18 protein-coding genes are annotated in these 26,552 nt (G+C 74.6%); 14 read left to right on the top strand and 4 right to left on the bottom strand.

Translation table 11 applies throughout. From position 1 onward, the window contains the following. The first annotated feature begins 15 nt into the window (after positions 1 to 15). From ACN267_RS11220 to ACN267_RS11200, 5 genes are read left to right on the top strand one after another with little or no spacing between them, the layout of a single operon-like run. Positions 16 to 5,490, top strand: coding sequence for an SDR family NAD(P)-dependent oxidoreductase (locus ACN267_RS11220; protein WP_421488582.1), 5,475 nt, complete (start codon positions 16 to 18; stop codon positions 5,488 to 5,490). A gap of 25 nt (positions 5,491 to 5,515) precedes the next feature. Further along, positions 5,516 to 6,469, top strand: coding sequence for a TauD/TfdA family dioxygenase (locus ACN267_RS11215; RefSeq protein ID WP_281898224.1), 954 nt, complete (start codon positions 5,516 to 5,518; stop codon positions 6,467 to 6,469). Continuing rightward, complete coding sequence (locus tag ACN267_RS11210) at positions 6,469 to 6,657, top strand: MbtH family protein (protein ID WP_204961086.1); 189 nt, start codon at positions 6,469 to 6,471, stop codon at positions 6,655 to 6,657. The genes ACN267_RS11215 and ACN267_RS11210 overlap by 1 nt, the downstream gene beginning before the upstream one ends. Then, positions 6,654 to 9,791, top strand: a complete 3,138-nt coding sequence (locus tag ACN267_RS11205; protein ID WP_421488581.1) for a non-ribosomal peptide synthetase — start codon at positions 6,654 to 6,656, stop codon at positions 9,789 to 9,791. Before ACN267_RS11210 ends, ACN267_RS11205 begins: the two co-directional genes overlap by 4 nt. Then, complete coding sequence (locus ACN267_RS11200; protein ID WP_421488580.1) at positions 9,788 to 15,304, top strand: amino acid adenylation domain-containing protein; 5,517 nt, start codon at positions 9,788 to 9,790, stop codon at positions 15,302 to 15,304. The genes ACN267_RS11205 and ACN267_RS11200 overlap by 4 nt, the downstream gene beginning before the upstream one ends. A 217-nt stretch (positions 15,305 to 15,521) precedes the next feature. On the opposite strand, the gene ACN267_RS11195 is transcribed toward ACN267_RS11200, so the two are convergent. Next, a complete protein-coding gene (locus ACN267_RS11195) occupies positions 15,522 to 16,853 on the bottom strand; it encodes a hypothetical protein (protein ID WP_421488579.1) in 1,332 nt (443 codons plus the stop codon). Between the two features lie 40 nt (positions 16,854 to 16,893). Then, on the bottom strand, positions 16,894 to 17,409 hold the full coding sequence (locus ACN267_RS11190; protein ID WP_204961090.1) for an NUDIX hydrolase: 516 nt from the start codon (positions 17,407 to 17,409) through the stop codon (positions 16,894 to 16,896). A 54-nt stretch (positions 17,410 to 17,463) separates the two neighbouring features. On the opposite strand from ACN267_RS11190, the gene ACN267_RS11185 reads away from it, so the two are divergent. From ACN267_RS11185 to ACN267_RS11170, 4 genes are all read left to right on the top strand, one after another. Continuing rightward, the gene (locus ACN267_RS11185; RefSeq protein ID WP_204961091.1) at positions 17,464 to 18,225 is read left to right on the top strand and encodes a class I SAM-dependent methyltransferase; all 762 of its coding nucleotides are present in this window, start codon (positions 17,464 to 17,466) and stop codon (positions 18,223 to 18,225) included. A gap of 95 nt (positions 18,226 to 18,320) precedes the next feature. Then, positions 18,321 to 18,740 carry a YciI family protein gene (locus ACN267_RS11180; RefSeq protein ID WP_204961092.1) on the top strand — a complete coding sequence of 140 codons (420 nt, stop codon included), beginning with the start codon at positions 18,321 to 18,323 and terminating at the stop codon, positions 18,738 to 18,740. A gap of 5 nt (positions 18,741 to 18,745) precedes the next feature. Continuing rightward, positions 18,746 to 20,020, top strand: a complete 1,275-nt coding sequence (locus ACN267_RS11175) for an RNA polymerase sigma factor (RefSeq protein ID WP_421490410.1) — start codon at positions 18,746 to 18,748, stop codon at positions 20,018 to 20,020. Between the two features lie 30 nt (positions 20,021 to 20,050). Further along, positions 20,051 to 20,536: a type II toxin-antitoxin system PemK/MazF family toxin gene (locus ACN267_RS11170; protein ID WP_204961093.1), complete on the top strand. Its 486-nt coding sequence runs from the start codon at positions 20,051 to 20,053 to the stop codon at positions 20,534 to 20,536. A 53-nt stretch (positions 20,537 to 20,589) separates the two neighbouring features. Here the strand turns inward: ACN267_RS11170 and ACN267_RS11165 are convergent, their stop codons facing one another. After that, positions 20,590 to 21,240 (bottom strand): GGDEF domain-containing protein, encoded by a 651-nt coding sequence (locus ACN267_RS11165; protein ID WP_204961094.1) that lies wholly within the window; start codon positions 21,238 to 21,240, stop codon positions 20,590 to 20,592. Positions 21,241 to 21,508: 268 nt separating this feature from the next. Here ACN267_RS11165 and ACN267_RS11160 point away from each other — a divergent pair, with 268 nt between their 5' ends. The 3 genes from ACN267_RS11160 (at position 21,509) to ACN267_RS11150 (ending at position 23,730) form a co-directional block, all read left to right on the top strand. Further along, positions 21,509 to 21,748, top strand: a complete 240-nt coding sequence (locus ACN267_RS11160; protein ID WP_204961095.1) for a DUF397 domain-containing protein — start codon at positions 21,509 to 21,511, stop codon at positions 21,746 to 21,748. Positions 21,749 to 21,896: 148 nt separating this feature from the next. Further along, positions 21,897 to 22,778, top strand: coding sequence for a helix-turn-helix domain-containing protein (locus ACN267_RS11155; RefSeq protein WP_374760088.1), 882 nt, complete (start codon positions 21,897 to 21,899; stop codon positions 22,776 to 22,778). 97 nt (positions 22,779 to 22,875) lie between these two features. Further along, the gene (locus ACN267_RS11150) at positions 22,876 to 23,730 is read left to right on the top strand and encodes an SAM-dependent methyltransferase (protein WP_281898210.1); all 855 of its coding nucleotides are present in this window, start codon (positions 22,876 to 22,878) and stop codon (positions 23,728 to 23,730) included. A gap of 45 nt (positions 23,731 to 23,775) precedes the next feature. Here the strand turns inward: ACN267_RS11150 and ACN267_RS11145 are convergent, their stop codons facing one another. Next, a complete protein-coding gene (locus tag ACN267_RS11145; RefSeq protein WP_421488578.1) occupies positions 23,776 to 24,594 on the bottom strand; it encodes an MOSC domain-containing protein in 819 nt (272 codons plus the stop codon). Between the two features lie 71 nt (positions 24,595 to 24,665). Between ACN267_RS11145 and ACN267_RS11140 the strand changes: the two genes are divergently transcribed. Both ACN267_RS11140 and ACN267_RS11135 read left to right on the top strand, forming a co-directional pair. Continuing rightward, positions 24,666 to 25,493 carry a DedA family protein gene (locus ACN267_RS11140; protein ID WP_204961097.1) on the top strand — a complete coding sequence of 276 codons (828 nt, stop codon included), beginning with the start codon at positions 24,666 to 24,668 and terminating at the stop codon, positions 25,491 to 25,493. Between the two features lie 107 nt (positions 25,494 to 25,600). Beyond that, positions 25,601 to 26,518, top strand: a complete 918-nt coding sequence (locus ACN267_RS11135; protein ID WP_281898205.1) for a hypothetical protein — start codon at positions 25,601 to 25,603, stop codon at positions 26,516 to 26,518. Positions 26,519 to 26,552 lie beyond the last annotated feature (34 nt).

The raw sequence follows: 26,552 nt of genomic DNA, 5'->3' as shown, positions 1-26,552 counted from the left end.
CAAAGGACAACCCCGATGCAGAACGAGATCGCCACCGTGCCGCCCACCGACGACGGCATCGAACCCATCGCCATCGTCGGGCTCGCCGCCCGGCTGCCCGGTGCCGCCGACGTCGACGCGTTCTGGCGCAACCTGGTCGACGGCGTCGAGTCGGTCACCGAGCTGAGCCGCGAGGAACAGCTCGCCCGGGGCGCGAGCGCCGACGAGGTCGACGACCCGGGCTGGGTGAACCGGGCGCCGCTGATCGACGGGTACGACACCTTCGACGCCGGGCTGTTCGGGATGACCAGCCGTGAGGCGGAGATGACCGACCCGCAGCACCGGCTGTTCCTGGAGAGCTGCTACACCGCGTTGCAGGACGCCGGTTACGACCCGGCCCGCTACGACGGTGCGGTGGGCGTGTACGCCGGCACCGGCGGCAACACCTACCTGCACCGGTACGTGCTGCGCAACAAGCGCGTCGGCGGCAACCCGCACGGCGCGGTCTCGCTGGCCACTGGCAACTCGCCCAACTACGTGGCGACCAACGTGTCGTACCGGCTGGACCTGCGCGGGCCGAGCCTGACCGTGCACACCGCCTGCTCGACCTCGCTGGTCGCCTTCCACCTGGCCTGCGAGGCGCTGCGCAACCACGAGTGCGACATGGCGCTGGCCGGCGGGGTCAACGTGGAGCTGCCGCACGTCGGCTACCTGGGCATGGACGGCTTCACCTCGCCCGACGGCCGGTGCCGGCCGTTCGACGCCGGGGCCAACGGCACGGTCTGGGGCAGCGGCGTCGGGGTGACCCTGCTCAAGCGGCTCTCCGACGCGGTCGCCGACGGCGACACGATCCGCGCGGTGGTGCTGGGCAACGCGATCAACAACGACGGTGCGGGGAAGGTCGGCTTCACCGCCCCCAGCGTCGACGGGCAGGTCGAGGCGATCGCCCAGGCGGTCGGGATGGCCGGGATCGACCCGCGCACCATCAGCTACGTCGAGGCGCACGGCACCGGCACCGCGCTGGGCGACCCGATCGAGGTGGCCGCGCTGTCGGCGGTGTTCACCCGGGACACCGACGAGCGGGGCTGGTGCGGCATCGGCTCGGTGAAGTCCAACATCGGGCACCTGAGCCAGCCGTCCGGCATCGTCAGCGTGATCAAGACGGTGCTGGCGATGGAGCACGGGCTGATCCCCCCGACGATCAACTACGAGACCCCTAACCCGGGCATCGACTTCGCCGACACCCCGTTCTACGTGGCGAACACCCTGACCAAGTGGGACACCGACGGTGGGCCGCGCCGGGCCGGGGTCAGCTCGTTCGGCATCGGCGGCACCAACGCCCACGTGGTGCTCGAGGAGGCCCCGGCCGCCCACCGCGCGGACCGGCGGGTCCGCCCGGCGCACCTGCTGACGGTGTCGGCGAAGACCGCGTCGGCGCTGGACAGCGCCGTCACCCGGCTCGCCGACCACCTGGCCGCGGCCACCGACGGCGGGCCGGAACTGCTCGCCGACGTGGCGCACACGCTGCGGGTGGGCCGCCAGGAGTACCCGCACCGGGTGGCCGTGGTCGCCACCGACCTGGCCGAGGCGGTGACCGCGCTGCGTACCCCGCGTCGCCGCCAGTCCGGGGTGGTCGACGGTGCCGCACCGCGCACCGCGTTCCTCTTCTCCGGCCAGGGCGCCCAGTACGCCGGGATGGGCGCGCAGCTCTACGCCGAGGAGCCGGCCTTCGCCGCCACCGTCGACGAGTGCGCCGCGCTGCTCCGGCCCGAGCTGGGCCTGGACCTGCGGGACCTGATCCTCGGCCGGGACCCGCAGGCGGCGGAGAAGCTCACCGAGACCCGCTACACCCAGCCGGCGCTGTTCGTCGTCGAGTACGCCCTGGCGCTGCACTGGCAGCGGGCCGGGGTACGCCCGGCGGCGATGATCGGCCACTCGATCGGCGAGTACGTCGCCGCCACCGTCGCCGGCGTGCTGACCCTGCCCGACGCGCTGCGGGTGGTCGCCGCCCGGGGCCGGCTGATGCAGTCGCTGCCGGCGGGGGCGATGCTGGCCGTGTCGCTCGACGAGACGCAGGTCGCCGCCCGGCTGCCCGAGGGGTTGTCGATCGCCACCGTCAACGGGCCCGGCACCTGCGTGGTGGCCGGCGGGAGCGAGGCTGTCGCGGCGTTCGCCGACAGCCTCGGCGGCAAGAAGAGCAAGCCGCTGCGCACCTCGCACGCGTTCCACTCGCCGATGATGGACCCGATCCTGGCCGAGTTCACCGCGCTGATGGCGACGGTGCCGCTGCACGCGCCGGCCATCCCGTTCCTGTCCAACGTGACGGGCACCTGGATCACCGCCGAACAGGCCACCGACCCGGCGTACTGGGCGGCGCACCTGCGCCAGCCGGTGCGGTTCGGTGACTGCGTGGCGACCCTGCTCGGGGCGGGCACCTGGGCGCTGCTGGAGTGTGGTCCGGGCCGGCAACTGGCCAACCTGGCCCGGATGCAGGTCGCCAAGGGCTCCCCGGAGCAGCGGGCGTTGACCCCGCTGGGCAGCCTGCCCGGCCCGGGCGAGCCCACCGGCGACCTGGCCACCCTGCTCACCAGCGCCGCCGCCCTGTGGTGCGCCGGGACCGGGGTGCGGCTCGACGCCGACCCGGCCGCCCGGCGGGTGCCGCTGCCCACGTACCCGTTCGAGCGTCGGCGCTACTGGGTCGACCCGGACCCGGTGGCGGTGACGCCCGACGCCCCGGCCGACGCCGGTCCGCAGCCGTTGGAGCGGTGGTTCGCGGTGCCGGTGTGGCGGCAGGCCGCCGCCGACCCGGCGACCGTGCCCGGCGGTCGCTGCCTGGTGTTCGCCGCCGGTCCGCGCGCCGAGGCGCTCCTCGACGCGCTGCGGGCCGCCGGTGACGACCCGGTCGTGGTACGCCCCGGCGCGGCGTTCACGGCGACCGACGACGGGTACCGGCTGCGCCCCGGCCACCGGGAGGACCACGACGCGCTGGTCGCGGCGTTGAATGCGGGCGGGGTGCCGGCCCGGCTGGTGCACGCCTTCGCCCTGGACGGCACGCCGGCCGGCCTCGACGCGACCGCCGCCTGGGACGCCCAGCAGCGCGGCTTCTTCGACGCCCTGCACCTGGTGCAGGCGCTCGCCGGTGCGGGGGCGACCGCCGGGGAGCGGCCACTCACCCTCGACCTGGTCACCGCGGGCGTCGGCGACGTCACCGGTGCCGACCTGGTCCGCCCCGAGCACGCCACCCTCGCCGGCCTGGCCCGGGTGCTGCCGGCCGAACTGCCCGGCCTGGCCGTCCGGCTGGTCGACGCCGACCCGGCCGGCGACGGGGTCGACGCGCTCGCCGCCGAGCTGCGCCGCCCGGTCGACCCGCAGCGGGCGGAGGTGACGCTGCGCGGCACCCGCCGCTGGGTGACCGGCTACGAGCAGGTCACCGTCGCCGCCGAGACCGGGTCGGGGGCGCTGCGCGACGGCGGCCGGTACCTGGTCACCGGCGGCCTGGGCGGCATCGGCGTCACCCTCGCCGAGGACTTCGCCCGGCGGGCCGGGGCGAAGCTGGTGCTGCTGGCCCGTTCCGGTTTGCCGCCACGTGAGCGGTGGGACGACCACCTGGCGGTGCACGGTGGCGCGGACCGGGCCGGCCGGGCCATCGCGGCGATCCGCCGGATGGAGGCGGCCGGTGCGACGGTGCTGGTGCTCGCCGCCGACGTCACCGACCCGGCCGACCTGCGCCGGGTCCGGGCCACCGTGGAGGCCGAGTTCGGCGGGCTGGACGGCATCGTGCACGCCGCCGGTCTGCCCGGCGGCGGGATGGCCGAGGTGAAGGAGCGGGCCGAGGCCGAACGGGTGCTCGCCCCGAAGCTCACCGGCACCCTCGCCCTGGCCGAGGTCTTCGGTGACCTGCCGCTGGACTTCGTGGCGCTGTGCTCGTCGATCACGTCGGTGATCGGCGGCTTCGGTCAGGTCGATTACTGCGCGGCGAACGCCTTCCTCGACGCGTTCGCCCGCTCCGGCGCGGGTTTCCGGGCCCCGGTGCTGGCGCAGAACTGGGGTGGCTGGGCGGAGGTCGGCATGGCGGTGGAGACCGCCGCGCCAGCCGCGTTCCGGGCCGCCGGCCGGGACACCGTCACCACGCCGGTGGAGCACCCGGTGCTCACCACGAAGGTGGTCGGACCGGAGTCGACGGTGCTGCACGGGCTGGTCTCCGCCGACACCCACTGGCTGCTCGACGAGCACCGCATCGGCGGGGTGCCGGTGGTGCCCGGCACCGCCCACCTGGAGTCGGTGCGGGCTGCGGTGGCCGCCGGGCTGCCCGCCCCCGCCCCGCAGGCCGTGGTGGAGCTGCGCGACGTGGTGTTCCTGGAGCCGTTCGCGGTGCCCGAGGGCACCGTCGCCCAGTACCGGGTCGAGCTGACCCCGGCCGAGGACGGCGTCGACTTCGCCGTCCGCAGCCTGGCCGCCGGCCAGCTCCGCACCCACGTGCGCGGCTCGGCCGGCTGGACCGTGGAGGCCGCCCCGCCGGCCCGGGTGCCGGTGGTCGACGGCCGGCGGGTCGACGACGACGCCTCGTTCGGTCGGGGCCGCACCAGCATGCTGACCTTCGGCCCGCGCTGGGCGTCGCTGGCCGAGCACCGGCTCGGCGACGGCGAGGAACTGGCCCGCATCGAGGCCCCGGAGCCGGTCCGGGCCGACCTGCCGGCGTGGGGCCTGCACCCGGCGCTGCTGGACGTGGCCACCGCCTTCGGCCGGGGCCAGGGCGACGGCACCTACCTGCCGCTGTCGTACGGGCGGATCGTGGTGCGCGGGCCGCTGCCGGCGGTGTTCCACAGCCACCTGCGGCACCGGGCCAGCGCCACCGACGAGGTGGTCGCCGCCGACCTGTCGCTGACCGACCCGCAGGGGCGGGAACTCGTCGCGATCGGCGACTTCGTGCTGCGCCGGGTCGACCAGGGCGCGGTCACCGGCGGGTTGACCGGTGCCGCCGACGCGGCCCCGGCCGACCCGGCAGCCGGGGCGGCCACCGAGGACATCCGCCCGGTCGACGGGGCGGAGGCGTTCCGGCGCAGCCTCACCGCCGGCCTCGGCCCGCAGGTGGTGATCGCCACCCGGACGGTGGCGGACATCAGGCGGCGGGCCGCCCGGGTCACCACCGACTCCCTGGAGCAGGACCCGGAGCCGTCGACCGCCGCCGCGACGGCGACCGGCGGCGGCTCGGCGGCCCCGCGTACCGAGCTGGAGGTCACCATCGCCGGGGTGTGGCGGGACGGGTTGGGGGTGGCCGAGGTCGGGGTGGACGACGACTTCTTCGCCCTCGGCGGCAACTCGCTGGTCGCGGTCCAGCTGATCGCGGCGATGCGCAAGGCGACCGGGGTCCGGCTGCCGATGCGCAGCCTCTTCGAGACCCCGACCGTGGCCGGCCTGGCCGAGCGCATCACCCAGCTGCGGGCCGCCGCCGCCGACGAACCGGCCGCGCCGGCCACCATCCCCGCCATCCCGCGGCTACCCCGCGCCTGACGTCGAGAAAACAGGAGACCACGCAATGAGCGACACGATCGCCACGCTGCCGGTCGTCGTCGAGAACGACGGCACCGCCCTGACCGAGCTGATCGACCGCCGCCGGGCCGAGCTGCGGGCCACCCTCGTCGCGCACGGCGGGCTGCTGTTCCGCGGCTTCGACGTGGGCGGGGTGGACGGCTTCGACGCGGTGGTACGGGCGTTCTCCGGCGAACCGCTGACCTACACCGAGCGGTCCTCGCCCCGGCACGCCATCAAGGGGAAGGTCTACACCTCGACCGACTACCCGCCGGACGAGGAGATCTTCCTGCACAACGAGAACTCGTACCAGGCGCGCTGGCCGCTGACGCTGTTCTTCTACTGCCTCACCGCGCCGCAGACCCTCGGCGCGACCCCGCTGGCCGACGTGCGCCGGGTGTACGCCGAGATCGACCCGGCGGTCCGCGAGGAGTTCGTCAGGCGGCGCTGGCTGCTGGTGCGCAACTTCCACGCCGACTTCGGCACCCGCTGGCAGGACGTCTTCGGCACCGACGACCGGGCGCAGGTGCAGGCGTACGCCACGGCGAACCGGATCGAGCTGGAGTGGGTGGGCAAGGACGGGCTGCGGACCCGGGCGGTGCGCGACGTGGTGCACCACCGGCCCGGCTCGGACACCCCGCGCTGGTTCAACCACGCCACCTTCTTCCACCTGAGCACCCTGCCGAAGGACTACCAGGAGGGGCTGCTGGCGATGTTCGGCCCCGAGGGGCTGCCGGCGAACACCTACTACGGCGACGGCGGCGAGATTCCCGCCGACGTGCTGGACCACCTGCGGGCCGCGTACCGGGCGGCCAGCGTCCGCTTCGACTACCGGCGCGACGACGTGCTGGTGGTCGACAACATGACCGCCGCGCACGGGCGGGAGCCGTTCACCGGCCCCCGCAAGATCGCCGTCGCGATGGCCGAACCGCACACCCCCGACACCGCTGGAGCGAACTGATGGCCGACACCCGATTCCTGGTCGTGCGCAACGACGAGGAGCAGTACTCGATCTGGGCGGCCGACCGTGACCTGCCCGCCGGCTGGCTCGACGCGGGCTTCACCGGCAGCCGCGAGGAGTGCCTGGCCCACGTCGACGAGGTCTGGACCGACATGCGCCCGCGTTCGGTACGGGAGCAGACGGCATGACCCGCGAGTGGACCTTCCCCGCCTCGTTCGCCCAGGAACGGGTCTGGATCGCCAACCAGCTCGACCCGGCCTCGCCGGTCTACAACGTGTCGGTGCCGTGCCGGCTGCCCGCCGACCTGGACGCCGAGGCGGCGACCGAGGTGTTCGGTCAGGTGGTCGCCCGGCACGAGGCGCTGCGTACCCACCTGCGGGTCGACGACGGCACCCTGGTGCAGGTGGTCCGGGAGCACGAGCCGCCCCGGCTGCCCGTCGACGACCTGCGCGGGCTGACCGAGCCGGAGCGGCTGCGGCGGTCCAACGCGCTGCGCGCCGAGCTGGCCCGGACCCCGATCCCACTGGACGCGCCGCCGCTGTGGCGGGCCCGGCTGATCCGCTTCGACGACGGGTGGACGCTGCTGCTGGTGGTGCACCACGCCGTCTTCGACAGCCACTCGGCGGTGCTGTTCGGTGCCGAGGTCGCCGCGTTCGCGCGGACCGCGTCGACCGGTGTGCCGGCCGCCGTGCCGGAGCTGCCCATCCAGTACGCCGACTTCGCGGTGTGGCAGCGCGACCAGCTCGCCGGCGTGGAACGGGACCGGCAGCTCGCGTTCTGGACCGGGCACCTCGCCGGTGCCCCGAAGGTAACCGGCCTGCCGCTGGACCGGCCCCGCCCGGCGCAGCTCGGCTTCGCCGGTGACGAGGTGCGCTTCGACCTGCCCGCCGGCCTGCTGGACCGGGTCACCCGGCTGGCGGCCGGGTCGGCGGCGACGCCGTACATGGTGCTGCTGGCCGCTTTCGCGGCGCTGCTGTCGCGGATCTCCGGCGACACCGACGTGGTGGTCGGGGTCTCCACCGCCGGCCGGGAGACCGCCGAGCTGACCCCGCTGATCGGCATGTTCGTCAACCCGGTGGCGTTGCGCTGCGACGTCGGCGGCGACCCGCGCTTCACCGACCTGCTCGGCCGGGTCCGCGACGGGCTGGTCGACGCCCTGGAGCACGGGCAGACCCCGTTCCAGGCGATCGTCGAGGCGGTCGCCCCGGAGCGGGACCCGTCGGTGCAGCCGATCTTCCAGACCGCGCTGAACTTCATCCCCGACTCCGGGCTGGACCCGGTGGAGCTGGGCACCACCAAGGACGACCTGGCGTTCGACATCACCACCGGCGAGAGCCGGCTGGTCTACCGGACTGCGCTGTTCGACCGGGCCACCGCCGAGGCGGTGGTGGCCCGCTACGTCCGGCTGCTCGACGCGGCGGTGGCCGACCCGCGCCAGCCGGTCTCCGCGCTGCCGCTGCTCGCCGACGCCGAACGGGACCTGGTGCTCGGCGGCTGGGCCGGGACGGCCACGGCCGGACCGTCGGCCACGGTCGTCGACGAGGTACAGCGGCAGGTGGCGGCCACGCCGGCGGCCACCGCGCTGGTCTGCGACGATGTCAGCCTCACCTACGCGCAGCTCAACGCCGCCGCGAACCGGCTGGCCCGGGTGCTGGTGGGCCGGGGTGTCGGCCCGGAGTCCCGGGTGGCGTTGGCCCTGCCGCGCGGCCCGGAGCTGCTGGTGGCGATCCTCGCCGTGCTCAAGGCGGGCGGCGCGTACGTGCCGGTGGACACCGGCTACCCGGCGGGCCGGATCGGCTACCTGCTCACCGACGCCGCGCCGGCGCTGGTGCTGGCCGTGGTGGAGACCGCCGCCCTGGTGCCGGCCGACGCGCTGCTGGTCGACGGGGTCGCCGGCCCGTACGCCGACAGTGGTGCCGCCGCCGACGGGGCGGACCTCACCGACGCCGACCGGGTCGCCCCGTTGCGCCCGGAGCACCCCGGCTACGTGCTCTACACCTCCGGCTCGACCGGCCGTCCCAAGGGTGTGGTGGTGGAGCACCGGGCGATCGCCGCGTACCTGGCCTGGGCCCGGGACACCTACCCGGGACTGGCCGGCACCGCCCTGCTGCACTCGCCGGTCTCGTTCGACCTGACGGTCACCGGGCTGCTCGGTCCGCTCACCGCCGGGGGCACCGTGCGGCTGGCCGGGATCGACTCCCCGGCGGCGCGGGTGGGTGGCCGGCCGACCTTCCTCAAGGTCACCCCGAGTCACCTGCCGCTGCTGGAGGAGGCCCTGTCGCCCACCACCGACCTGGTGATCGGCGGCGAGGCGCTCACCGGTGAGCAGCTCGCCGACTGGCGGGCCGTGCACCCGGACGTGGCGGTGGTCAACGAGTACGGCCCGACCGAGGCCACCGTCGGCTGCGTCGCCGCCCGGATCGCCCCCGGGCAGCCGGTGCCCGCCGGCCCGGTGTCGATCGGCCGGCCCACCGCCACCAGCCGGGTGTACCTGCTCGACGCCGCGTTCCAGCCGGTCCCGCCGGGGGTGGTCGGTGAGCTGTACGTCGCCGGTGACCAGCTCGCCCGGGGATACCTGGGCCGGCCCGGCCTGACCGCCGAGCGGTTCCTGCCCTGCCCGTACGGCCCGCCGGGGCAGCGGATGTACCGCACCGGTGACCTGGCCCGGTGGCGGGCCGACGGCACCCTGGACTACCTGGGCCGCCGCGACGACCAGGTCAAGGTGCGGGGGATGCGCATCGAACTGGGCGAGATCGAGGCGGCGATGCGGGAGCACCCGGAGGTGCACCAGGCGGCGGTGGCCGTCCGCACCGACTCGGGTGAGCCGACCCTGGTCGGCTATCACGTCGGCACCGCCGAGGAGACGCACCTCGCCGCCGAGCTGGCCCGGGAGCTGCCGGCGCACCTGGTGCCGGCGGCGTTCGTCAGGCTCGACGCGTTGCCGTTGACCCCGAACGGCAAGCTGGACCGGGCCGCGCTGCCCGCGCCGCCGGAGTCCGTCGCCGGGGACGGCTACGTCCCCCCGCGCACCGACGCCGAGACCCTGGTCGCCGAGGTGTACGCCGACATCCTCCAGGTGGAGAAGGTCGGCGCGCTCGACGACTTCTTCGCCCTCGGCGGCAACTCGCTGCGCGGCATGCGGGCGATGGCCCGGATCCGGGCCGAGGTGGACGTCGACCTGCCGATGCGGGCGCTGTTCGGCAGCCCCGTGGTGGCCGACCTGGCCGCCCAGATCGAGGCGCAGATCGCCGCCGAACTGGACGAGCTTTCCGAGACCGAGGTCGCCGCGTTGCTGGCGGCGGAGAAGGACACCCCCACATGACGGACCTGAAGGATTCCCGGGAGGCCGCCCGGGCGGCGTTGATCGCCCAACGGTTACGCCGACGGCAGGCCACGCCCGCCGCCCGCATCACGCCCAGGCCCGAGGGTGTCGAGGTGCCGCTGTCGTACGCCCAGGAGCGGGTCTGGTTCATGGACCAGCTCGCCCCGGGTGAGGCGGCGTACCACATCGCGGTGCCGTTGCGGGTGCGTGGCCCGCTCGACGTCACGGCGCTGCGCGCCGCCCTGGCCGCGCTGACCGCCCGGCACGAGTCGCTGCGCAGCCGGTTCCCCGCCGACGCCGACGGCAAGCCGACCGTGGTGGTCGCCGACGCGGTCGAGGTGCCGTTGACCGTGGTCGACGCCCCGGACGAGCGGGCCGCGCAGGAACTGGTGGAGGCGGCCTCGCTCGCGCCGTTCGACCTGGCGGCCGGGCCGCTGCTGCGGGCCCTGCTGATCCGGCTGGCCGCCGACGACCACGTGCTGTTCCTCAGCAAGCACCACATCGTCGGCGACGGCTGGTCGGTCGACGTGCTGCTGCGCGATCTGATCACCGCCTACCAGGGGGGTGAGCTGCCCACCCTGCCCGTGCAGTACGGCGACTTCGCGGTCTGGGAGGCGCAGGAGCTGGGCGGCCCGGCGGCCCGGTCGCATCTGGACTGGTGGAAGTCCCGGCTGGCCGGGATCACCCCGCTGGAGCTGCCGCTGGACCGTCCCCGCCCGGCCACCCAGACCTACCGGGGCGACTTCGTCGAGTTCCGGCTCGACCCGGCGCAGACGGGACGGCTGACGGCGCTCACCCGGGAGTCCGGTGGCACCCTGTTCATGACCCTGCTCGCCGCCTACCAGGTGTTCCTGGCCCGGCACGCCGGGCAGGAGGACTTCGCGGTCGGCGCGTCGGTGGCCGGCCGGTCGGCCCCGGAGCTGGAGAACGTCGTCGGCATGTTCATCAACATGCTGCCGCTGCGGGCCGAGCTGGGCGGTGACCCGACCTTCACCGAGCTGCTGGAACGCACCAGGCGCAGCGTGCTGGACGGCTTCGAGCACGCCGAGGTGCCGTTCGCGAAGGTGGTCCACGAGCTGGGCCTGCCCCGTGACGTCAGCCGCTCGCCGGTGTTCCAGGCGATGTTCGTGTTGCAGAACTACGAGATGGGCCGGTTCACCGGGGTCTCCGACGCCACCGACGTGACGTTCGACTGGACCCCGATGGAGCTGCGGGCCACCCGGTTCGACTTCGAGCTGCACGCCGTGGAGACCGTCGACGGGCTCTGGGGCAAGCTGGTCTTCAACACCGACCTGTTCGACCGGGACACGGTGACCCGGATGGCCGACCGCTGGTGCACCCTGCTGCGGGCGGTCGCGGCCACCCCGGACGTGCCGGTCTCGGCGGTGGATCTGCTCCCCGCCGACGAGCGGGCGCTGCTGGCGTCCTGGAACGACACCACCGCCGACTTTCCGACCGCCGAGACGCTGCACGGCCCGATCGAGGCGGCCGCGGCGGCCACCCCGGACGCGGTGGCCGTCACCATCGAGGGCGTCTCGACGACGTACGCGCAGGTCAACGCCGCCGCGAACCGGGTGGCGCACCGGCTGCGGGCGGCCGGCGTCGGCCCGGAGACCCTGGTCGGGGTCTGCGCGGAGCGCTCCGTGGAGCTGGTCGCCGGGCTGCTCGGGGTGCTCAAGGCCGGTGGGGCGTACCTGCCGTTGGATCCGGAGTACCCGGCCGACCGGCTGGCGTTCATGCTGACCGACGCGGCAGCGCCGGTGGTGCTGGTGCAGGAGCAGTTGCGTGACGTGCTGCCCACCGTCGACGCGACGGTGCTGGCGCTGGACGACCCGACCCTCTGGGCGGACCAGCCGTCGACCGACCCGACCCCGCTGGCCGGCCCGGAACACCTGGCGTACGTGATCTACACGTCGGGGTCGACGGGTCGCCCGAAGGGCGTGCCGAACACCCACCGGGGCATCGTCAACCGGCTCGACTGGATGCAGAAGACCTATCGGCTCGACGCCGACGACGCGGTGTTGCAGAAGACCCCGGCCAGCTTCGACGTGTCGGTGTGGGAGTTCTTCTGGCCGCTGCGTACCGGGGCCCGGCTGGTGCTGGCCAAGCCCGGCGGGCACAAGGACGCCGGCTACCTGCGTGACGTGCTGGTGGCCGAGCGGGTCACCACCGCCCACTTCGTCCCGTCGATGCTCACGGTGTTCCTGGCCGAGGAGGGGGTGGAGGCGGCCACCGCGCTGCGCCGGGTGATCTGTTCCGGTGAGGAGCTGCCGCTGGCCTCGGCGGTCGACTTCACCGCCCGGCTGCCGCACTGCGCCCTGCACAACCTGTACGGCCCGACCGAGGCGGCGATCGACGTCAGCGCCTGGCACTGCGACCCGGCGCTGCTGGCCGGGTTGACCGGTGTGCCGATCGGTGGGCCGATCGCCAACCTGCGGCTGCACGTGCTCGACCCGGCCGGCCGGGAGTGCCCGGTCGGGGTGGCCGGTGAGCTGCACATCGGCGGGGTGGGCCTGGCCCGTGGCTACCACCTGCGGCCGGCGCTGACCGCCGAACGGTTCGTGCCGGACCCGTTCTCCGGCGAGCCGGGCGCCCGGCTGTACCGCACCGGTGACCTGGCCCGCTGGGTGCCCGACCCGGCGGGGCCGACGACCGGGGCCGACCCGGCCGGGGTGATCGAGTTCCTGGGCCGGATCGACCACCAGGTCAAGCTGCGTGGCCTGCGCATCGAGCTGGGCGAGATCGAGAGCGCCCTGCGCGAGCAGCCCGGGGTGGCCGAGGCGGCGGTGATCGTCCGCGAGGACAGCCCCGGCGACAAGCGGCTCACCGCCTACCTGGTGGGTGCGGCCGAGCATGCCGCGCTGAAGACGGCGCTGAAGGAGACCCTGCCGGAGTACATGGTGCCGGCCGCGTTCGTCACCCTGGACGCGTTGCCGCTGACCCCGAACGGCAAGCTCGACCGCAAGGCGCTGCCCGCGCCGGTGGTCACCCGCGAGGCGTCGGTGGCCCTGGTGGAGCCGCGCGACGACACCGAGCGGCTGCTCGCCGGGATCTGGTCGGAGGTGCTGGGCGTGCCGACGCTCGGCATCGACGACGACTTCTTCGATCTGGGCGGGCACTCGATGCTCGCCACGCAGGTGGTGGCGAAGATCCGCCGGGCCGAGCACGGCGGCCGGGCGGTCGGCGTGATGGACCTGTTCCAGCAGCGCACCATCCGCGAGCTGGCCGCGTTCATGACCGGTGACGCCGAGGCGGCCGGCCCGCGTCGGCTGCTCTACGAGCTGACCAAGCCGATCCCGGCCGGCAGGCGGGTGCTCAGCTACGTCTGCGTCCCGTACGGCGGCGGCAGCGCCATCGTCTACCAGCCGCTGGCCGACGCGCTGCCCGCCGGGCACGCGCTGTGGTCGCTGGCGATCCCCGGCCACGACGTCGGGCTGACCGAGGACGCCCTGCCGTTCGACGAGCTGACCAGCCGGGTGGCCGCCGAGATCGTGGAGCGGATCGAGGGCCCGCTGGCCCTCTACGGCCACTGCGGGGTGGGCAGCGCGATCATCGCCGAGGTGGCCCGCAAGGTGGAGGCCGCCGGGCGGGAGCTGGAGGTCGTCTACATCGGGGCGATGTTCCCGTTCGCCCGACCGAAGGGCGCCTTCGCGGCGTTGCGTAACCGGCTGGAGCAGTTGAGCAGCAACCGGCACTACGCGAGCTGGCTCAAGAGCATGGGGGTGGACACCGACGAGCTGGAGCCGGAGCAGGCCGACCGGATCATCAGCAACATGCGGGCCGACTCCCGCGCGTCGGAGGAGTACTTCACCGGGCTGCTCGACCGGGGCGCGGAGAAGCTGCGGGCGCCGATCGTCTCGGTGGTCGGCTCGGAGGACCCGGTGACCGACTACCACTCCGAGCGGTACGCGGAGTGGCAGTTCCTCAGCGACACCCTTGGCCTGGTGGTGCTCGACCAGGCCGGGCACTTCTTCCTCAAGTACCGGGCCGACGAGCTGGCCGAGATCGTCACCCAGGTGCACCCGGCCGTGCGGGCCGGGGACGTGACGGCGTTGGGCCCGGCGGCCCGGGGTGAGGACGCCGGCTGGGTGGTCACCGACCACCAGCGCGTCGGCGACACCGACCGGCCGGCCCCGGCGGTGGTGAAGCCGAGCATGGCCCGGTTCGTCGCGGTCACCGCCGGGCAGCTGGTCTCCACCACCGGCTCGGCGTTGACCGCGTTCGCCCTGCCGATCTGGCTGTTCACCCGGACCGGGTCGGTGGCCGACCTGGGCCTGCTCTGGGCGTTGGCGCTGATCTGCGGGGTGCTGATGCTGCCGGTGGCCGGCGCGCTCACCGACCGGGTCAGCCGGCGACGGATCATGATGATCGCGAGTTGCGTGTCCGGCTCCATCCAGCTCGTGTTGGCCGCCCTGCTCTGGACCGACAACCTGGCGCTGTGGCACATCTACGGGCTGGTGGCGTTGAGCCAGGTGGCCGGGTCGTTCCAGCGGATCGCCTTCCAGTCGGCGGTGCCGCAGCTGGTGCCCAAGCGCTACCTGGGGCACGCGATGGGCATCACCCAGCTCTCCAGCGGGTTCGCGATGCTGCTGATGCCGGTCTTCGCGGCCGGTCTGCTCGCCGCGATCGGCCTCAAGGGCATCCTGCTGATCGACGTGGCGAGCTACCTGGTGGCGGTGCTGACGCTGGCCGTGGTCCGCTTCCCCGACCTGCTCGGCTGGCGGCCCCGGGAACGGCTGCTGGTGGCGATCGCCAACGGCCTGCGCTACTCGTGGCGGCACCGGGGCTTCCGGCTGATGCTCGGCTACTTCGCGCTGGGTAACGTCTTCCTGGCCCCGGCGCTGGTGCTCACCACCCCGCTGGTGCTGTCGTTCGGCACCGCCACCCAGGTGGCGCAGGTGGCGCTGGCCGAGGCGATCGGTGCGGTGACCGGCGGGGTGCTGATGTCGCTGTGGGGCGGGCCCCGGCAGCGGCGGATGATCGGGGTGCTGATCGGCAACCTGGGCACCGCCGTCGGCTGTGTGCTGATCGGCCTGGACGCCTCCGTCGTCATGATCGCCTTCGGGGCGTTCTGGCTGGCCATGGCGATGACCACCGCCCAGTCGATCTACGCCACGATCGTCCAGGTGAAGGTGCCGCAGCGGTTCCACGGCCGGGTGTTCAGCCTGAACCAGACGATCTCCTGGTCGACCCTGCCGATCGGCTTCGCGCTGCTCGCCCCGGGTGCGACCGCGCTGTTCGAGCCGATGCTCGCCGACGGCGGGGCGCTCGCCGGTTCGGTGGGCGCGGTGATCGGCACCGGTCCCGGCCGGGGCATCGGCTTCGCGTACGTCTGCTTCGGGTTGGCCCTGGTGCTGATCACGCTCGGCGGGTTCGCGATCCGGACGCTGCGCCGGTTCGACATCGAGGTGCCCGACTCGCTCCCCGACGACCTGATCGGGGCGCAGGAGCGGCAGCGGCGGCTCGCCGAACGGGCGAAGGCCCGCCCGGAACCGGCGTCGGTGGCCGGCTGACCAGCCGCGCGGGCACGACGACACCCGTCGTGCCCGCGCGGCAGCGGGACCCCCGACCGCGGCGGTCCCCGGGGACGGTGCCGCCCCGGGGACGTACGTCGCGGTCGGGCCTGGTCGCGGCGGCCGGTCCCCGCACGCCGCGATCCCGGTGGCGTCGGCCCCTCGACAGTGCCGGCTCCCGGGCGGTGCCGGTCGGGTCAGGTCGCCCCGGTGCCGGTCACCAGGACTCGACCGGGTCGGCGAGGTCGGTGTCCGCCGGCTCCCGGGGCTCGGCCACCCAGGCGGAGAAGACCGGCAGCCCGTGCCACGGCCCCGGTTCGCCGTCGCGGCGGTCGGTGGCCACCGCCAGCACCGCGTACGGGTGCCCGAACCGCAACTCGACGCTGCGGCGTACGCCCTGCGGCGGGAGGCTGGTCAGGGCGAACGCCCCGGTCACGGCGGCGGCCTCGAAGCCGTACCGGCCGTAGTCGGCCACCACCGCCTGCCGGGCCTCGACGCCCACGTCGACGCCGAGCAGCCCACCCAGCGCCCGCCCCACCGCCGCGAACCCCAGCCCGGGGGCGGTCAGGTCGTGCTCGTCGCGGGCCGACCAGCAGGGCAGCACCGCCCGGTGCCGTTCCTCCCGGCCGTCGCGGGCGGCGGTGCGCACCGGCTCCTCACGCAGGGTGCCGAGGGGACCCGTGCCCAGCGGCAGGTCGAACAGCGACCGGCGGGCCGGCTCGCCGTCGACCGCCGCGCCGGCCAACGCGTAGCCGGCGGCGAGCACGTCGGCGGGCGGAACCGCCGGGTCGGCGAGCACCGAGAGCACCACCAGGCCGGCCCCGTCGCGTTCCACCGCACCGGCGGCGTGCACGGCGACGTCACCGGCCGGCCCGGTCGCCGCGATCCAGGCCCGGTGCCCGTGCTCCGGGCTGCGCAACGCCCGGGTCAGCCGCCCCGCCCAGCCGCCGCCCGACCCGGCCGTCCCGCGCCCGTGGTCCGGCCCGTGCCCTGCGCCCGGCCCGTGCGCGGGTGCGCCGTCTGGTCGGGTCGCGCCGCGCGGGTCGTCGGGGCCGAGTGCCGTGCCGGGCACCAGGTCGAACGGGGTGGCCCAGGAGATCCGGGTGGCCAGCGCGCCGGCCAGCGCCAGTAGCACCCGGGGGGAGACGGTCAGCGGGAACCTGTCGACCAGCCCGAGGGTGTGCTCACGCGCCCAGACGTCCAGGCCGGCCCGGTCGGGCAGCGGACCGGTGGCGGTGCTGCGGGGCAGCCCGTCCCACCAGCCGGCCAGCGGGCCGGGGTCCGTGCCGGGCCGGTGCCAGACGGCGGTGGCCGACGGCACCAGCGGGTGCGGCCGGTCCAGCAGCGCGGCGGCGGCCCGCGCGGCGACCGCCCCGTCGACACCGAGCACCTCGGTCAGTTCGGCCTGTTGTGCGCCGGTGGCGGCCGGTGCGGCGAGCGCCAGCAGCAGCCAGGCCCCGAGCGGGGAGGCGACGTGGTGCCGGTCGCCGAGGTCGGCGTGCAGCCGGGCGGCGTACCGGGCCAGCGGGTCGTACGGGAGCGTCGTCATGCCCCCACTGTGCCCACCGGGCGGGCCGGTGGCACCCCGGTCAGGACCAGAGTTCGAACGGTTCGTCGATCCGTTCGCCGGCCAGGAACGCGGTGAGCAGGGCGGGCAGTCGACCCGGGTAGAACCGGGCGGTGCTGGTCACGATCTCCTCGACCGGCCACCAGCGGAACCCGAAGTAGTCCTCCACCTCGTAGTCGAGCCGGTCCGCGCCGTCGACGTCCGGCGCGGCGGCGTCGAGGCGTACGGTCAGCACCACCTCGTCCTGGACGTGGCGCAACCGGCGGTGGATGAAGCTGGCCCGCCGTCGCCAGGTCGGCGGGCCGAGCTGCGCGGCGGTGACCACGAAGCCGGTCTCCTCCCGCAGCTCCCGCAGAGCCGTCTGCGGGTACGTCTCACCGGGGTCGACGCCCCCGCCGGGCAGCTCCCACCAGGTGCCCAGCCGGGGATGTTCCGGGTCACGGGTGTGGAACAGCAGGATCAGGCCGTCCCGGTCGCGGACCACCAGCCGGACGGCGGTGCGTTCGACCACCGGCAGGTCCCGGGGCAGTTCGGTCATGGGCCTCCCTCGACGGGGCACCGGCCGGGCGGCGGCGGTGCGACGATGGCGATCATGGTGGAGCTCTTCGGTGCGGTGGCGGACGACTACGACGAGATCCGGCCGGGCTATCCGGCCGCCCTCGCCCCGACCATCCTCGCCTATCACGGCGAACCCCCGTCCCGGCTGGTCGAGGTCGGCGCGGGCACCGGCCTGGCCACCGCGCTGCTGCGCGACCTGGTCGCCCCGGACGCACCGGCCCACCCGGCGCGGGTGACCTGCGTCGAGCCGGACCCGCGGATGGCGGCGGTGCTGTCCGCCCGGTTCCCCGACGTCGAGGTGGTCCTCGCCCGGTTCGAGCAGTGGTCGCCGCCCCCGGCCGGGGTGCCCCTGCTGGCCTGCGCGTTGGCCTGGCACTGGCTCGACCCGGGCACCCGCAACCGGCGGGCCCACGACGCGCTGACCCCCGGCGGCACCCTGGCCGTCTTCGCCCACCGCTACGACTACGTCGACCCGGCCCAGTCGGCGGCGATCCGGGCAGCGTTCGAGTCGGTGGACCCGGTGCCGCACCACGACCGGCCGGAGGACTGGTTCCACGCCGACATCACCGACAGCGGGCTGTTCACCGACGTCCGGTCGGTGGCGTTGCGCCGGGCGGTGCCACTGACCACGGCGCAGTACCAGCGGCTGGTCGGCACCTTCTCGCCGCAGTTGCGCCGGCCACCGCGGTTGCGGGAGCGGGTCGTCGAGGCGATCGGCGGTGCGGTCGACGGTTTCGGCGGCACGGTCACCCTCGACCTGCGGACCACGCTGGTGCTGGCCCGCCGGCCCGGCTGAGAAAAAGTCGTCGGGTGGTCGTGTCGATCCGGCCGGGTGCCCGTTCGACCTGGGGGTGAGAGGGTCGAACGGCGACCCGGTAGCGAGGAGCGACGATGGCCAAGTACATGCTGATCATGCGGAACACCGACGATTCCCTGGCGGCGATGATGAAGATCCCCTTCGAGGAGATGCTGGAGACGATGGGGCGGTTCAACGACGAGTTGATCCGCGCGGGCGTACTGGTCGCCGCCGAGGGCCTGGAGGACCCGGCGCAGGGCGTGGTGGTCGACTACAGCGGGGAGACCCCGGTCGTCACCGACGGCCCGTACGGCGAGACGAAGGAGCTGTTCGGCGGCTTCTACCTGCTCGATGTGGCGTCCAAGGACGAGGCCGTCGAGTGGGCCCGCCGGATGCCGGCGCTGCCCGGCAGCAAGTGCGAGGTGCGCCGGGTCCCCGGTATCGACGAGTTCCCGCAGGACAACGAGTTCATCGTCCGGGAGCGGGCGTGGCGCGAGCGGACCGGCCAGCTCTGAGCACGGTGCCCACCGACGACCCGCCGGGTGCCGAGTCGGCCCGGCGGGCCGTCGAGGCGCTCTGGCGTATCGAGTCGGCCCGGATCGTCGGCGCGCTGGCCCGGTACACCGGCGACTTCGCGCTCGCCGAGGACGTCGCCCAGGAGGCGGTGGCGCAGGCCCTGGTCGGTTGGGCGCGTGACGGGGTGCCGGCGAACCCGGTGGGGTGGCTGCTCACCACCGCCCGGCGGCGTGCGGTCGACGCGTTCCGCCGTCGGGCCGCGCTCGACGACCGGTACGCGGTGCTCGCCGGCCAGCTCGCCGGTCCGGTGTCCGGGGCCGGGGAGCTGCCGTGGGACCCGGACCGGGTCGACGACGACGTGCTGGCGCTGATGTTCGTGGCCTGCCATCCGGTGCTCGCGCCGCCGGCCCGGCTGGCGTTGACACTGCGGGTGGTCGGCGGCCTGTCCAGCGAGGAGATCGCGCGGGCGCTGCTGGTGCCGGTGCCCACCGTGCAGGCGCGGATCACCCGGGCCAAGAAGGCGATCGCCGCCGCGCGGGTGCCGTTCGCGCTGCCGGAGCCACCGCAGCGGCGGGAACGCCTCGGCGCGGTCCTGGGCGTGCTCTACGTGATCTTCACCGAGGGGTCGACGGCGACGACCGGTGACGACCTGCTCCGCCCCGACCTGGCGTACGAGGCCATCCGGCTGTGCCGGACATTGGCCGCGCTGCTGCCCGGCGAGCCGGAGGTGCACGGCCTGCTCGCCCTGTGCGAGCTGACCGCCGCCCGGTTCCCGGCCCGGGTCGACGCCGACGGCGAGGCGGTGCTGCTGGCGGACCAGGACCGGCGGCGGTGGGACCGGTCGGCGATCCGTCGGGGGACGGCCGCGCTGCGCCGGGCCGTGGCGTCGGGGCGTGGCCTCGGGCCGTACGGGTTGCAGGCGTCGATCGCCGCCTGCCACGCCGCCGCCCCCTCGGTGGAGCGCACCGACTGGGCCCGGGTGGTGCTGCTCTACGAGGCGTTGGGCCGGGTGGCGCCGTCGCCGGTGGTCGAGCTGAACCGGGCGGTGGCCGTGGCGATGGTCGACGGGCCGCAGCCGGCGCTGGCCGTGGTGGACGAGGTCGCCGCCACCGGCCGTCTCGCCGGGTCGCACCTGCTGCCCGGCGTCCGGGGTGAGCTGCTCGCCCGGCTCGGCCGGACCGCCGAGGCGCGTGCCGAGTTGGAGTTCGCCGCCAGGCTGTGCCGCAACGTGCGGGAACGGGCGGTGCTGCTGCGCCGGGCGGACAGCCTCGACGGGTGATCCGGCCCGGCTGGCGGTAGGCTGCCCGCCGTGGCAGGTCTGTTGAGGAACGTGGCGTCCCGGTTGAGCCGGGTGACCGGCGCGCAGCGCGCCACCCCAGGTCCGATCCCGGCGCAGCTGGCCCGGCGGCGTCAGGTCAGCGCCCTGCAACGGCGGGAGCTGTCGTACGCCCCGGAGCCGGACGGGCAGGCCGACCCGGGGGAGATCGTCTGGACCTGGGTGCCCTACGAGGACGACCCGAAGCAGGGCAAGGACCGTCCGGTGCTGGTGGTCGGCCGGTCCAGCCGCACCCTGTTCGGGTTGATGCTGTCCAGCCAGAGCGAGCGGGACGGCCAGCGGCACTGGCTGGCGCTGGGCCCGGGGGAGTGGGACCGGGAGGCCCGTCCGAGCTGGGTACGGCTGGACCGGGTGCTCACCATGCGCGAGGACGGCATCCGTCGCGAGGGCGCGGTGCTGGACCGGGGGCGTTTCGACCGGGTCGGGCAGGCGCTGCGGGCCGGCTACGGCTGGCGCTGACCCGTCCCGTCATGCCGTCACGTCGTGGCGCGGTGCCGCCTCGGCCCGGCGGCTCAGCACTCGGCGAGGCGGGCGACGTCGAGCAGTTGCCGGGGTGACTGCCGGCTGGTGACGCCCTTCGCCCGGTACATCGCGGCGTCGGCCTGGCAGAGCGCGTCGGCGAGTTGGGTGGGGCCGGTGACCGGGGCGAGCCCGACCGAGGCGGTGACCCGGACGCTGCACGGGCCCAGCGGGATGGGTGCGGCCATGGCCTCGCAGAGCCGCCGGGTGGCGTGGTCGATCCAGCGCCGGTCGACCGAGGGGCTGGCCAGCAGGCCGGCGAACTCGTCGCCGCCGAGCCGGGCGACCAGGTTGTCACCGGCGAAGGCGGCCAGCCGCTGGGCGACGCTGATCAGCACCTGGTCGCCGGCGGCGTGCCCGTAGCTGTCGTTGACCTGCTTGAAGTCGTTGAGGTCGAGGACCACCGCGATGAGGGGCTGCCCGCCGGCGTCGGTGAGCAGCGCGGCGGCCAGCCGGTAGAAGGCCCGCCGGTTGGGTAGCCCGGTGAGCGGGTCGTGGCTGGCGGCGTGCCGTTCCGCGGCCAGCTCGGCCTGCAGGTGCTCCAGTTCCGCCTCGGCCTGTAGGGCCCGGCGGCGTAGCTGCCACACCGAGACCAGGGCTCCGGCTGCGGAAACGCCGGACGCGACGGTCAACGGATCCGGCACGGGTCCTCCCTCGCATGTCGGCGCACGACCCGCGCGGCGGCGGCCGTCGTGCCCCGCCGGGTCGTCGTTTGCCCAGGTGAAGCCCTGAGTCTGGTAACCCAAAGTGAACGGATAAGTACCCGTCCATGTGCGCTATCATGCTCGCTGTCCGAAGCAGATGCAATAGCAGATGCACGTGCAGCACGGCCGGATCTGATGTCGCAGCGCCCCTTCGACACCGCAACGTCCCCTCGCGACAGTGGTTCCGCACCCCGACAGAAAGACACCCATGCAGCAGCCTGAGAACGGCGTCCCCACCACCCAGCTGCCCCCGCTGAGGTGGGAGAAGAGCCGGCGCAGCAACCCCAGCGGCAACTGCGTCGAGTTGGCCGAACTGCCCGGCGGAGCCGGCATCGCCGTGCGCAACTCGCGCCACCCCGAGGGGCCCGCCCTGATCTACACGGTGGACGAGATAACGGCGTTCGTCCTCGGCGCCCGCGACGGTGACTTCGACCATCTGATCGACTGAGGCCCGACGGTCCCGCCCACGGGACCGTATCCGTCCGGAGGATGTTCACCTCACCGTCGGTTCATGGCATGCTTACTCGTCGGTCGGGCGGGGGCCAGGGACCGCGATCGGGTGTAAGGGCATGCGCGGAGGGGCGGGGCACGTGACGATGGTTGCCGCCGAGGGGGGACCGGCCACCGGCCCCACGGTGTTGCGGATGCTGCTCGGCGCGCAGTTGCGCCGGCTGCGGGAGGCCAAGGGTGTCACGCGGGAGGGCGCAGGCTGGGAGATCCGCTCCTCGGAGTCGAAGATCAGCCGGATGGAGCTGGGCCGGGTCGGCTTCAAGGAACGCGACGTCGCCGACCTGCTCACCTTCTACGGGGTGACCGCCGTGCAGGAACGCGAGGCACTGCTCAAGCTGGCCCGCGACGCCAACAGCCCCGGTTGGTGGCACCGCTACGGCGACGTCCTGCCCGCCTGGTTCCAGTCCTACCTGGGCCTGGAGGCCGCCGCCGCGCTGATCCGCAGCTACGAGGTGCAGTTCGTCCCCGGCCTGCTCCAGACCCCGGAGTACGCCCGCTCGGTGGTCCTGCTCGGCCACCGGGGGGCCGCGGTCGACGAGGTCGACCGGCGGGTGGAGCTGCGTATCCAACGCCAGCAGGTGCTGCACCGCACAGACCCGCCGCAGCTGTGGGCGGTGGTCGACGAGGCCGTCCTGCGCCGACCGATCGGCGGCCCGGAGGTGATGCGCGGGCAGTTGACCGCGCTGATCGAGGCGACCCGCTCGTCGCACATCCGACTCCAGATCATCCCGTTCGACGCCGGCGGCCACGCCGCCGCCGGTGGGGCCTTCACCATCCTGCGCTTCGGCGACGACGACCTGCCCGACATCGTCTACATCGAGCAGTTGACCAGCGCCCTCTACCTCGACAAGCGGGAGGACCTGGACTACTACGCCGCCGCGATGGAGCGGCTCTGCGTCGAGGCCACCCCGCCGGAACGTACGCCCGAGGTGCTCACCCGGTTGCGTGACGAGCTGTACCCGCAGTGACTGCCGCACCGGGTCGCCGGCCCCGTCAGGGCGGCCTCTACGATGATCGACCGGAGACAGTGGACGGACGCCATCGACGATCGGATGGCGCGGAGTCATGGAGGACCCTGTGACCGCCGATGCCCCGACGGGCGCCGCCCAGCACCCCAGCGACCGGATCGACACCTCGGTCGCCCATCCGGCCCGCCGCTACAACTACTGGCTGGGTGGCAAGGACAACTTCCAGGCCGACCGGGACTCCGGCGACGCGATGGCCGAGGCCTTCCCGACCGTGCGTACCGCCGCCCTGGAGAACCGCCGGTTCCTGCAACGCGCCGTCGCCCACCTGGCCCGCGAGGCAGGCGTACGGCAGTTCCTGGACATCGGCACCGGCATCCCCACGGCCAACAACACCCACGACGTGGCCCAGGCGATCATTCCGCAGGCCCGGGTGGTCTACGTCGACAACGACCCGATCGTGCTGGCCCACGCGCGGGCGCTGCTGACCAGCTCGGCCGAGGGGGCCACCGCCTACATCGACGCCGACCTGCGCGAGCCCGAGAAGATCCTGCACCACCCCGAACTGCGCCGCACCCTCGACCTGGACCAGCCGGTCGCCCTGATGCTGGTGGCCATCCTGCACTTCGTGACCGAGACCGAGGACCCGTACGGGGTGGTCGGCCGGTTGCTCGCGGCGCTGCCGTCGGGCAGCTACCTGGCCGCCTCGCACGCCACCTACGACCACCTGCCACCCGCCGTGGCCGAGCAGGCCCGGGCGGGCAACCGGAGCGGCAACCCGCCCGGGATGATCAACCTGCGCAGCCGGGACGAGTTCGCCCGCTTCTTCGACGGCCTCGACCTGGTCGCGCCCGGCCTCGTCTCGGTGGCCGAGTGGTGGGCCGAGGACGAACCGCAGCCCCGGCCGACGGTCGAGGAGGTCAGCGTGTACGGCGCGGTCGGCCGCAAGCCCTGACCGGAAGCCGGCCGTCCGTGCGCGGCCGGGCACCCGTCCGTGCGGTCAGGCCGGCTCGACCCGGTCCCCGACGGCCACCCGGCCGCCCCGTAGCACCACCGCGTACGCCCCCACGCAGGGCTGCGGCCCCAGGCCCGGCAGCGGGACCACCCGGTTGCGTCGCGCCGGCTGCCGCAGTGCCTGCGGGGCACGGGGGAGCGGGCCGTGGGCCAGGGTGGGCACCGCGCAGCGGGGCGTCGGCGCGAGCACCCGCAGCACCACCTCCGGGCCGATCCGCAGTTCCCGGCCCACCCAGTCGTTCTCCACGAACCCCCGGGCTTCGGTCGCGACGACCAGGTTGGGCCGGTAGCGCGGCACCGCCTCCCGGGGCAGGCCGAGCGCGTCCAGGCTGGCCGTGGTGACCAGGTGCACCGGCGCGAAGTCGACCAGGCTGCCCGGCGGGGCGACGCCACCGAGCGGGTTGCCGGTCACCGGCACGTCCGCGTCCACCCCCTCGGCCAGCACCGCGTCCGGGTCGGCCCGGTCCAGCAGGGCGTCGGCGGGCACCGCGTCGGTGAGCGTGACGTCCCGGCCGAGCAGCCGGGACAGGGCGGCGTCCAGGCCGGCGTCGGGATGGTCCAGGACGGTGCCGTCGGGGAAGGTGAGGCGTACCCGGTCGGGGGCGTCGCCTGTCGCGCGGACGCCGAGCAGGGCCGACCAGCGTCGGGGCCGCTTCGCGCTGCCCACCCGCCCGGTGTCGTGGTCGAGCACGGCGAGCCGACGGTCGCCGGCCACCCCGCGACCGTCCACCGTGGCGTCGGACATTGCTTCCCCCAGCATCGACTTGACCGGATACCGCCACAGTTCGGTCAGTCGTCCCGGCACCGGCCCAGCGTACCGGTGCGGTGTCGCCGGTACGCGTGGTCGATTCGTCGACCGGCTCGTAACTTTGTCGGATGATCCCACGCTCCCTGGCGCTCAGCCCCCGTACGGTCGTCTCCGCCGCCGAGCCCCCCTCGGACGGGCCGGTGGGGTTCGTCACCGGTCTGGTGGAGCGGCTCGGCGGGCCCGGCGCGGGGCTGGCGGTGGCGCTGGAGAACCTCTTCCCGCCGATCCCCAGCGAGGTGATCCTGCCGCTGGCCGGCTTCGCCGCCGCCCAGGGGCGGATCAGCCTGGTGTCGGCGATCCTCTGGACGACCCTCGGGTCGGTGGTCGGCGCGTGGGTGCTCTACGGCATCGGCGCCGCGCTGGGCCGGGACCGGATGCGGGCGATCGCGGCCCGCCTGCCGCTGGTGAAGCTCAGCGACGTGGACCGTACCGAGGCGTGGTTCCTCAAGCACGGGGTCAAGGCGGTGTTCTTCGGCCGGATGATCCCGATCTTCCGCAGCCTGATCTCCATCCCGGCGGGGGTGGAGCGGATGCCGATCATGACGTTCCTGCTGTACACCACGCTGGGCAGCCTGATCTGGAACACCACCTTCGTGATGGCCGGGTTCCTGCTCGGCGACAACTGGCACGTCGTCGAGGAGTACGTCGGGTCGTTCCAGAAGGTCGTCATCGTGGTCTGCGTCGCCGCCGCCTGCTGGTTCGTGGTGACCCGGGTCCGCCGGGCGCGGGCCGCGCGCGCCGACGCCCCGGCCGCCGACGCCCGGTCCGCCAACGCCCGCCCGGCCGCCGATGCCGCGCCCGGGGGTGACGTCGCGGGGCAGCCGGACGTCGCCGACGGCACGCCCTACCGGGGGACCGTCTACCGGGGCGGACTCTGGGGCCGCGACACCGACTGACCGGCGCGGCGACCGGGTGGCGGCCGGGCACACCGACCGCGCCCGGAATGATCCGTTGCGGCGGCCGGGCCGTACTGCTGTGCGGGGACCGGGACAGGGGAGGCACGATGGCGGAGCCGGGGCAGGAGCACCGTCCGACGACAGGGGAGCAGCGACCGGTCTTCGAGCCGGTGATCGAGGTGACCGGGGAACCGGTCGGGGTGACGGCGGAACCGGCTTACCGCTCACCCTGGCCCCGCAGCGCGCGGCTGCTGGCCGCCGCCGCGGTGCTGGTGGTCGCGCTCGGTGCGATCGCGGTGGTGGTGACCATGGCGAACCCCGACCGGCTGGGGATCGTCTCCTCCGGGGACCGCGCCGCCGCACCCCCGGCGTCGGTGAGCGCCGACCCCGGCGGCGCGGGCGCCGCCGAGGCCGACGGGCGGACCCTGACCGCGCCGGTCGACGGGCTGCGCCGGGCCACCTTCGAGCTGGTGGACGGGGTGACCTCGTTCCGGCTGCGCACCGACGACCTCGGTGCCGACCTGTACCGGATCAGCAGCCCGGCCGACGCCGGACTCACCCCCCGGCCCCAGGTCGCGGGTGAGCGGGTGCAGCTGCGGGTGACCCGCAAGGACCGGCCCGGCCGGGGCGTCGTCGACGTGACGCTCAACGCGCGGCTGACCTGGCGGTTGCGGCTGGTCGGCGGGGTCAGCGACCACGTCCTCGACCTCACCGGCGCGCGGCTGTCCGGGGTGGAGTTGATCGGCGGCGCGGCCCGCATCGACCTGCGGCTGCCGCCGACCACGGGCACCCGCACCGTCCGGATGACCGGCGGCGTCAACCAGTTCGTCGTCCACGCGCCCGACGGCCCCCCGGTCCGGGTCCGCGCCGTCTCCGGCGCGGGCAGCGTCGTCTGGTACGGCGACCGGCGCGACGGGTTGGCCCGGGGCGCTACGGTCGGCTCGCCGAACTGGGACCGGTCGCCCGACCGGCTCTACCTCGACCTGGTGGCCGGGGCGAACACCGTCACCGTCGTCGAGGACTGAACCGGCCGGGACCGGAGCCGTCGCGGGCCGGCCG

Origin of the sequence: Micromonospora sp. WMMD734, assembly GCF_049178975.1 — a bacterium.
Taxonomy (GTDB): domain Bacteria; phylum Actinomycetota; class Actinomycetes; order Mycobacteriales; family Micromonosporaceae; genus Micromonospora; species Micromonospora wenchangensis.
This window is presented reverse-complemented; position numbering and strand designations above follow the sequence as displayed.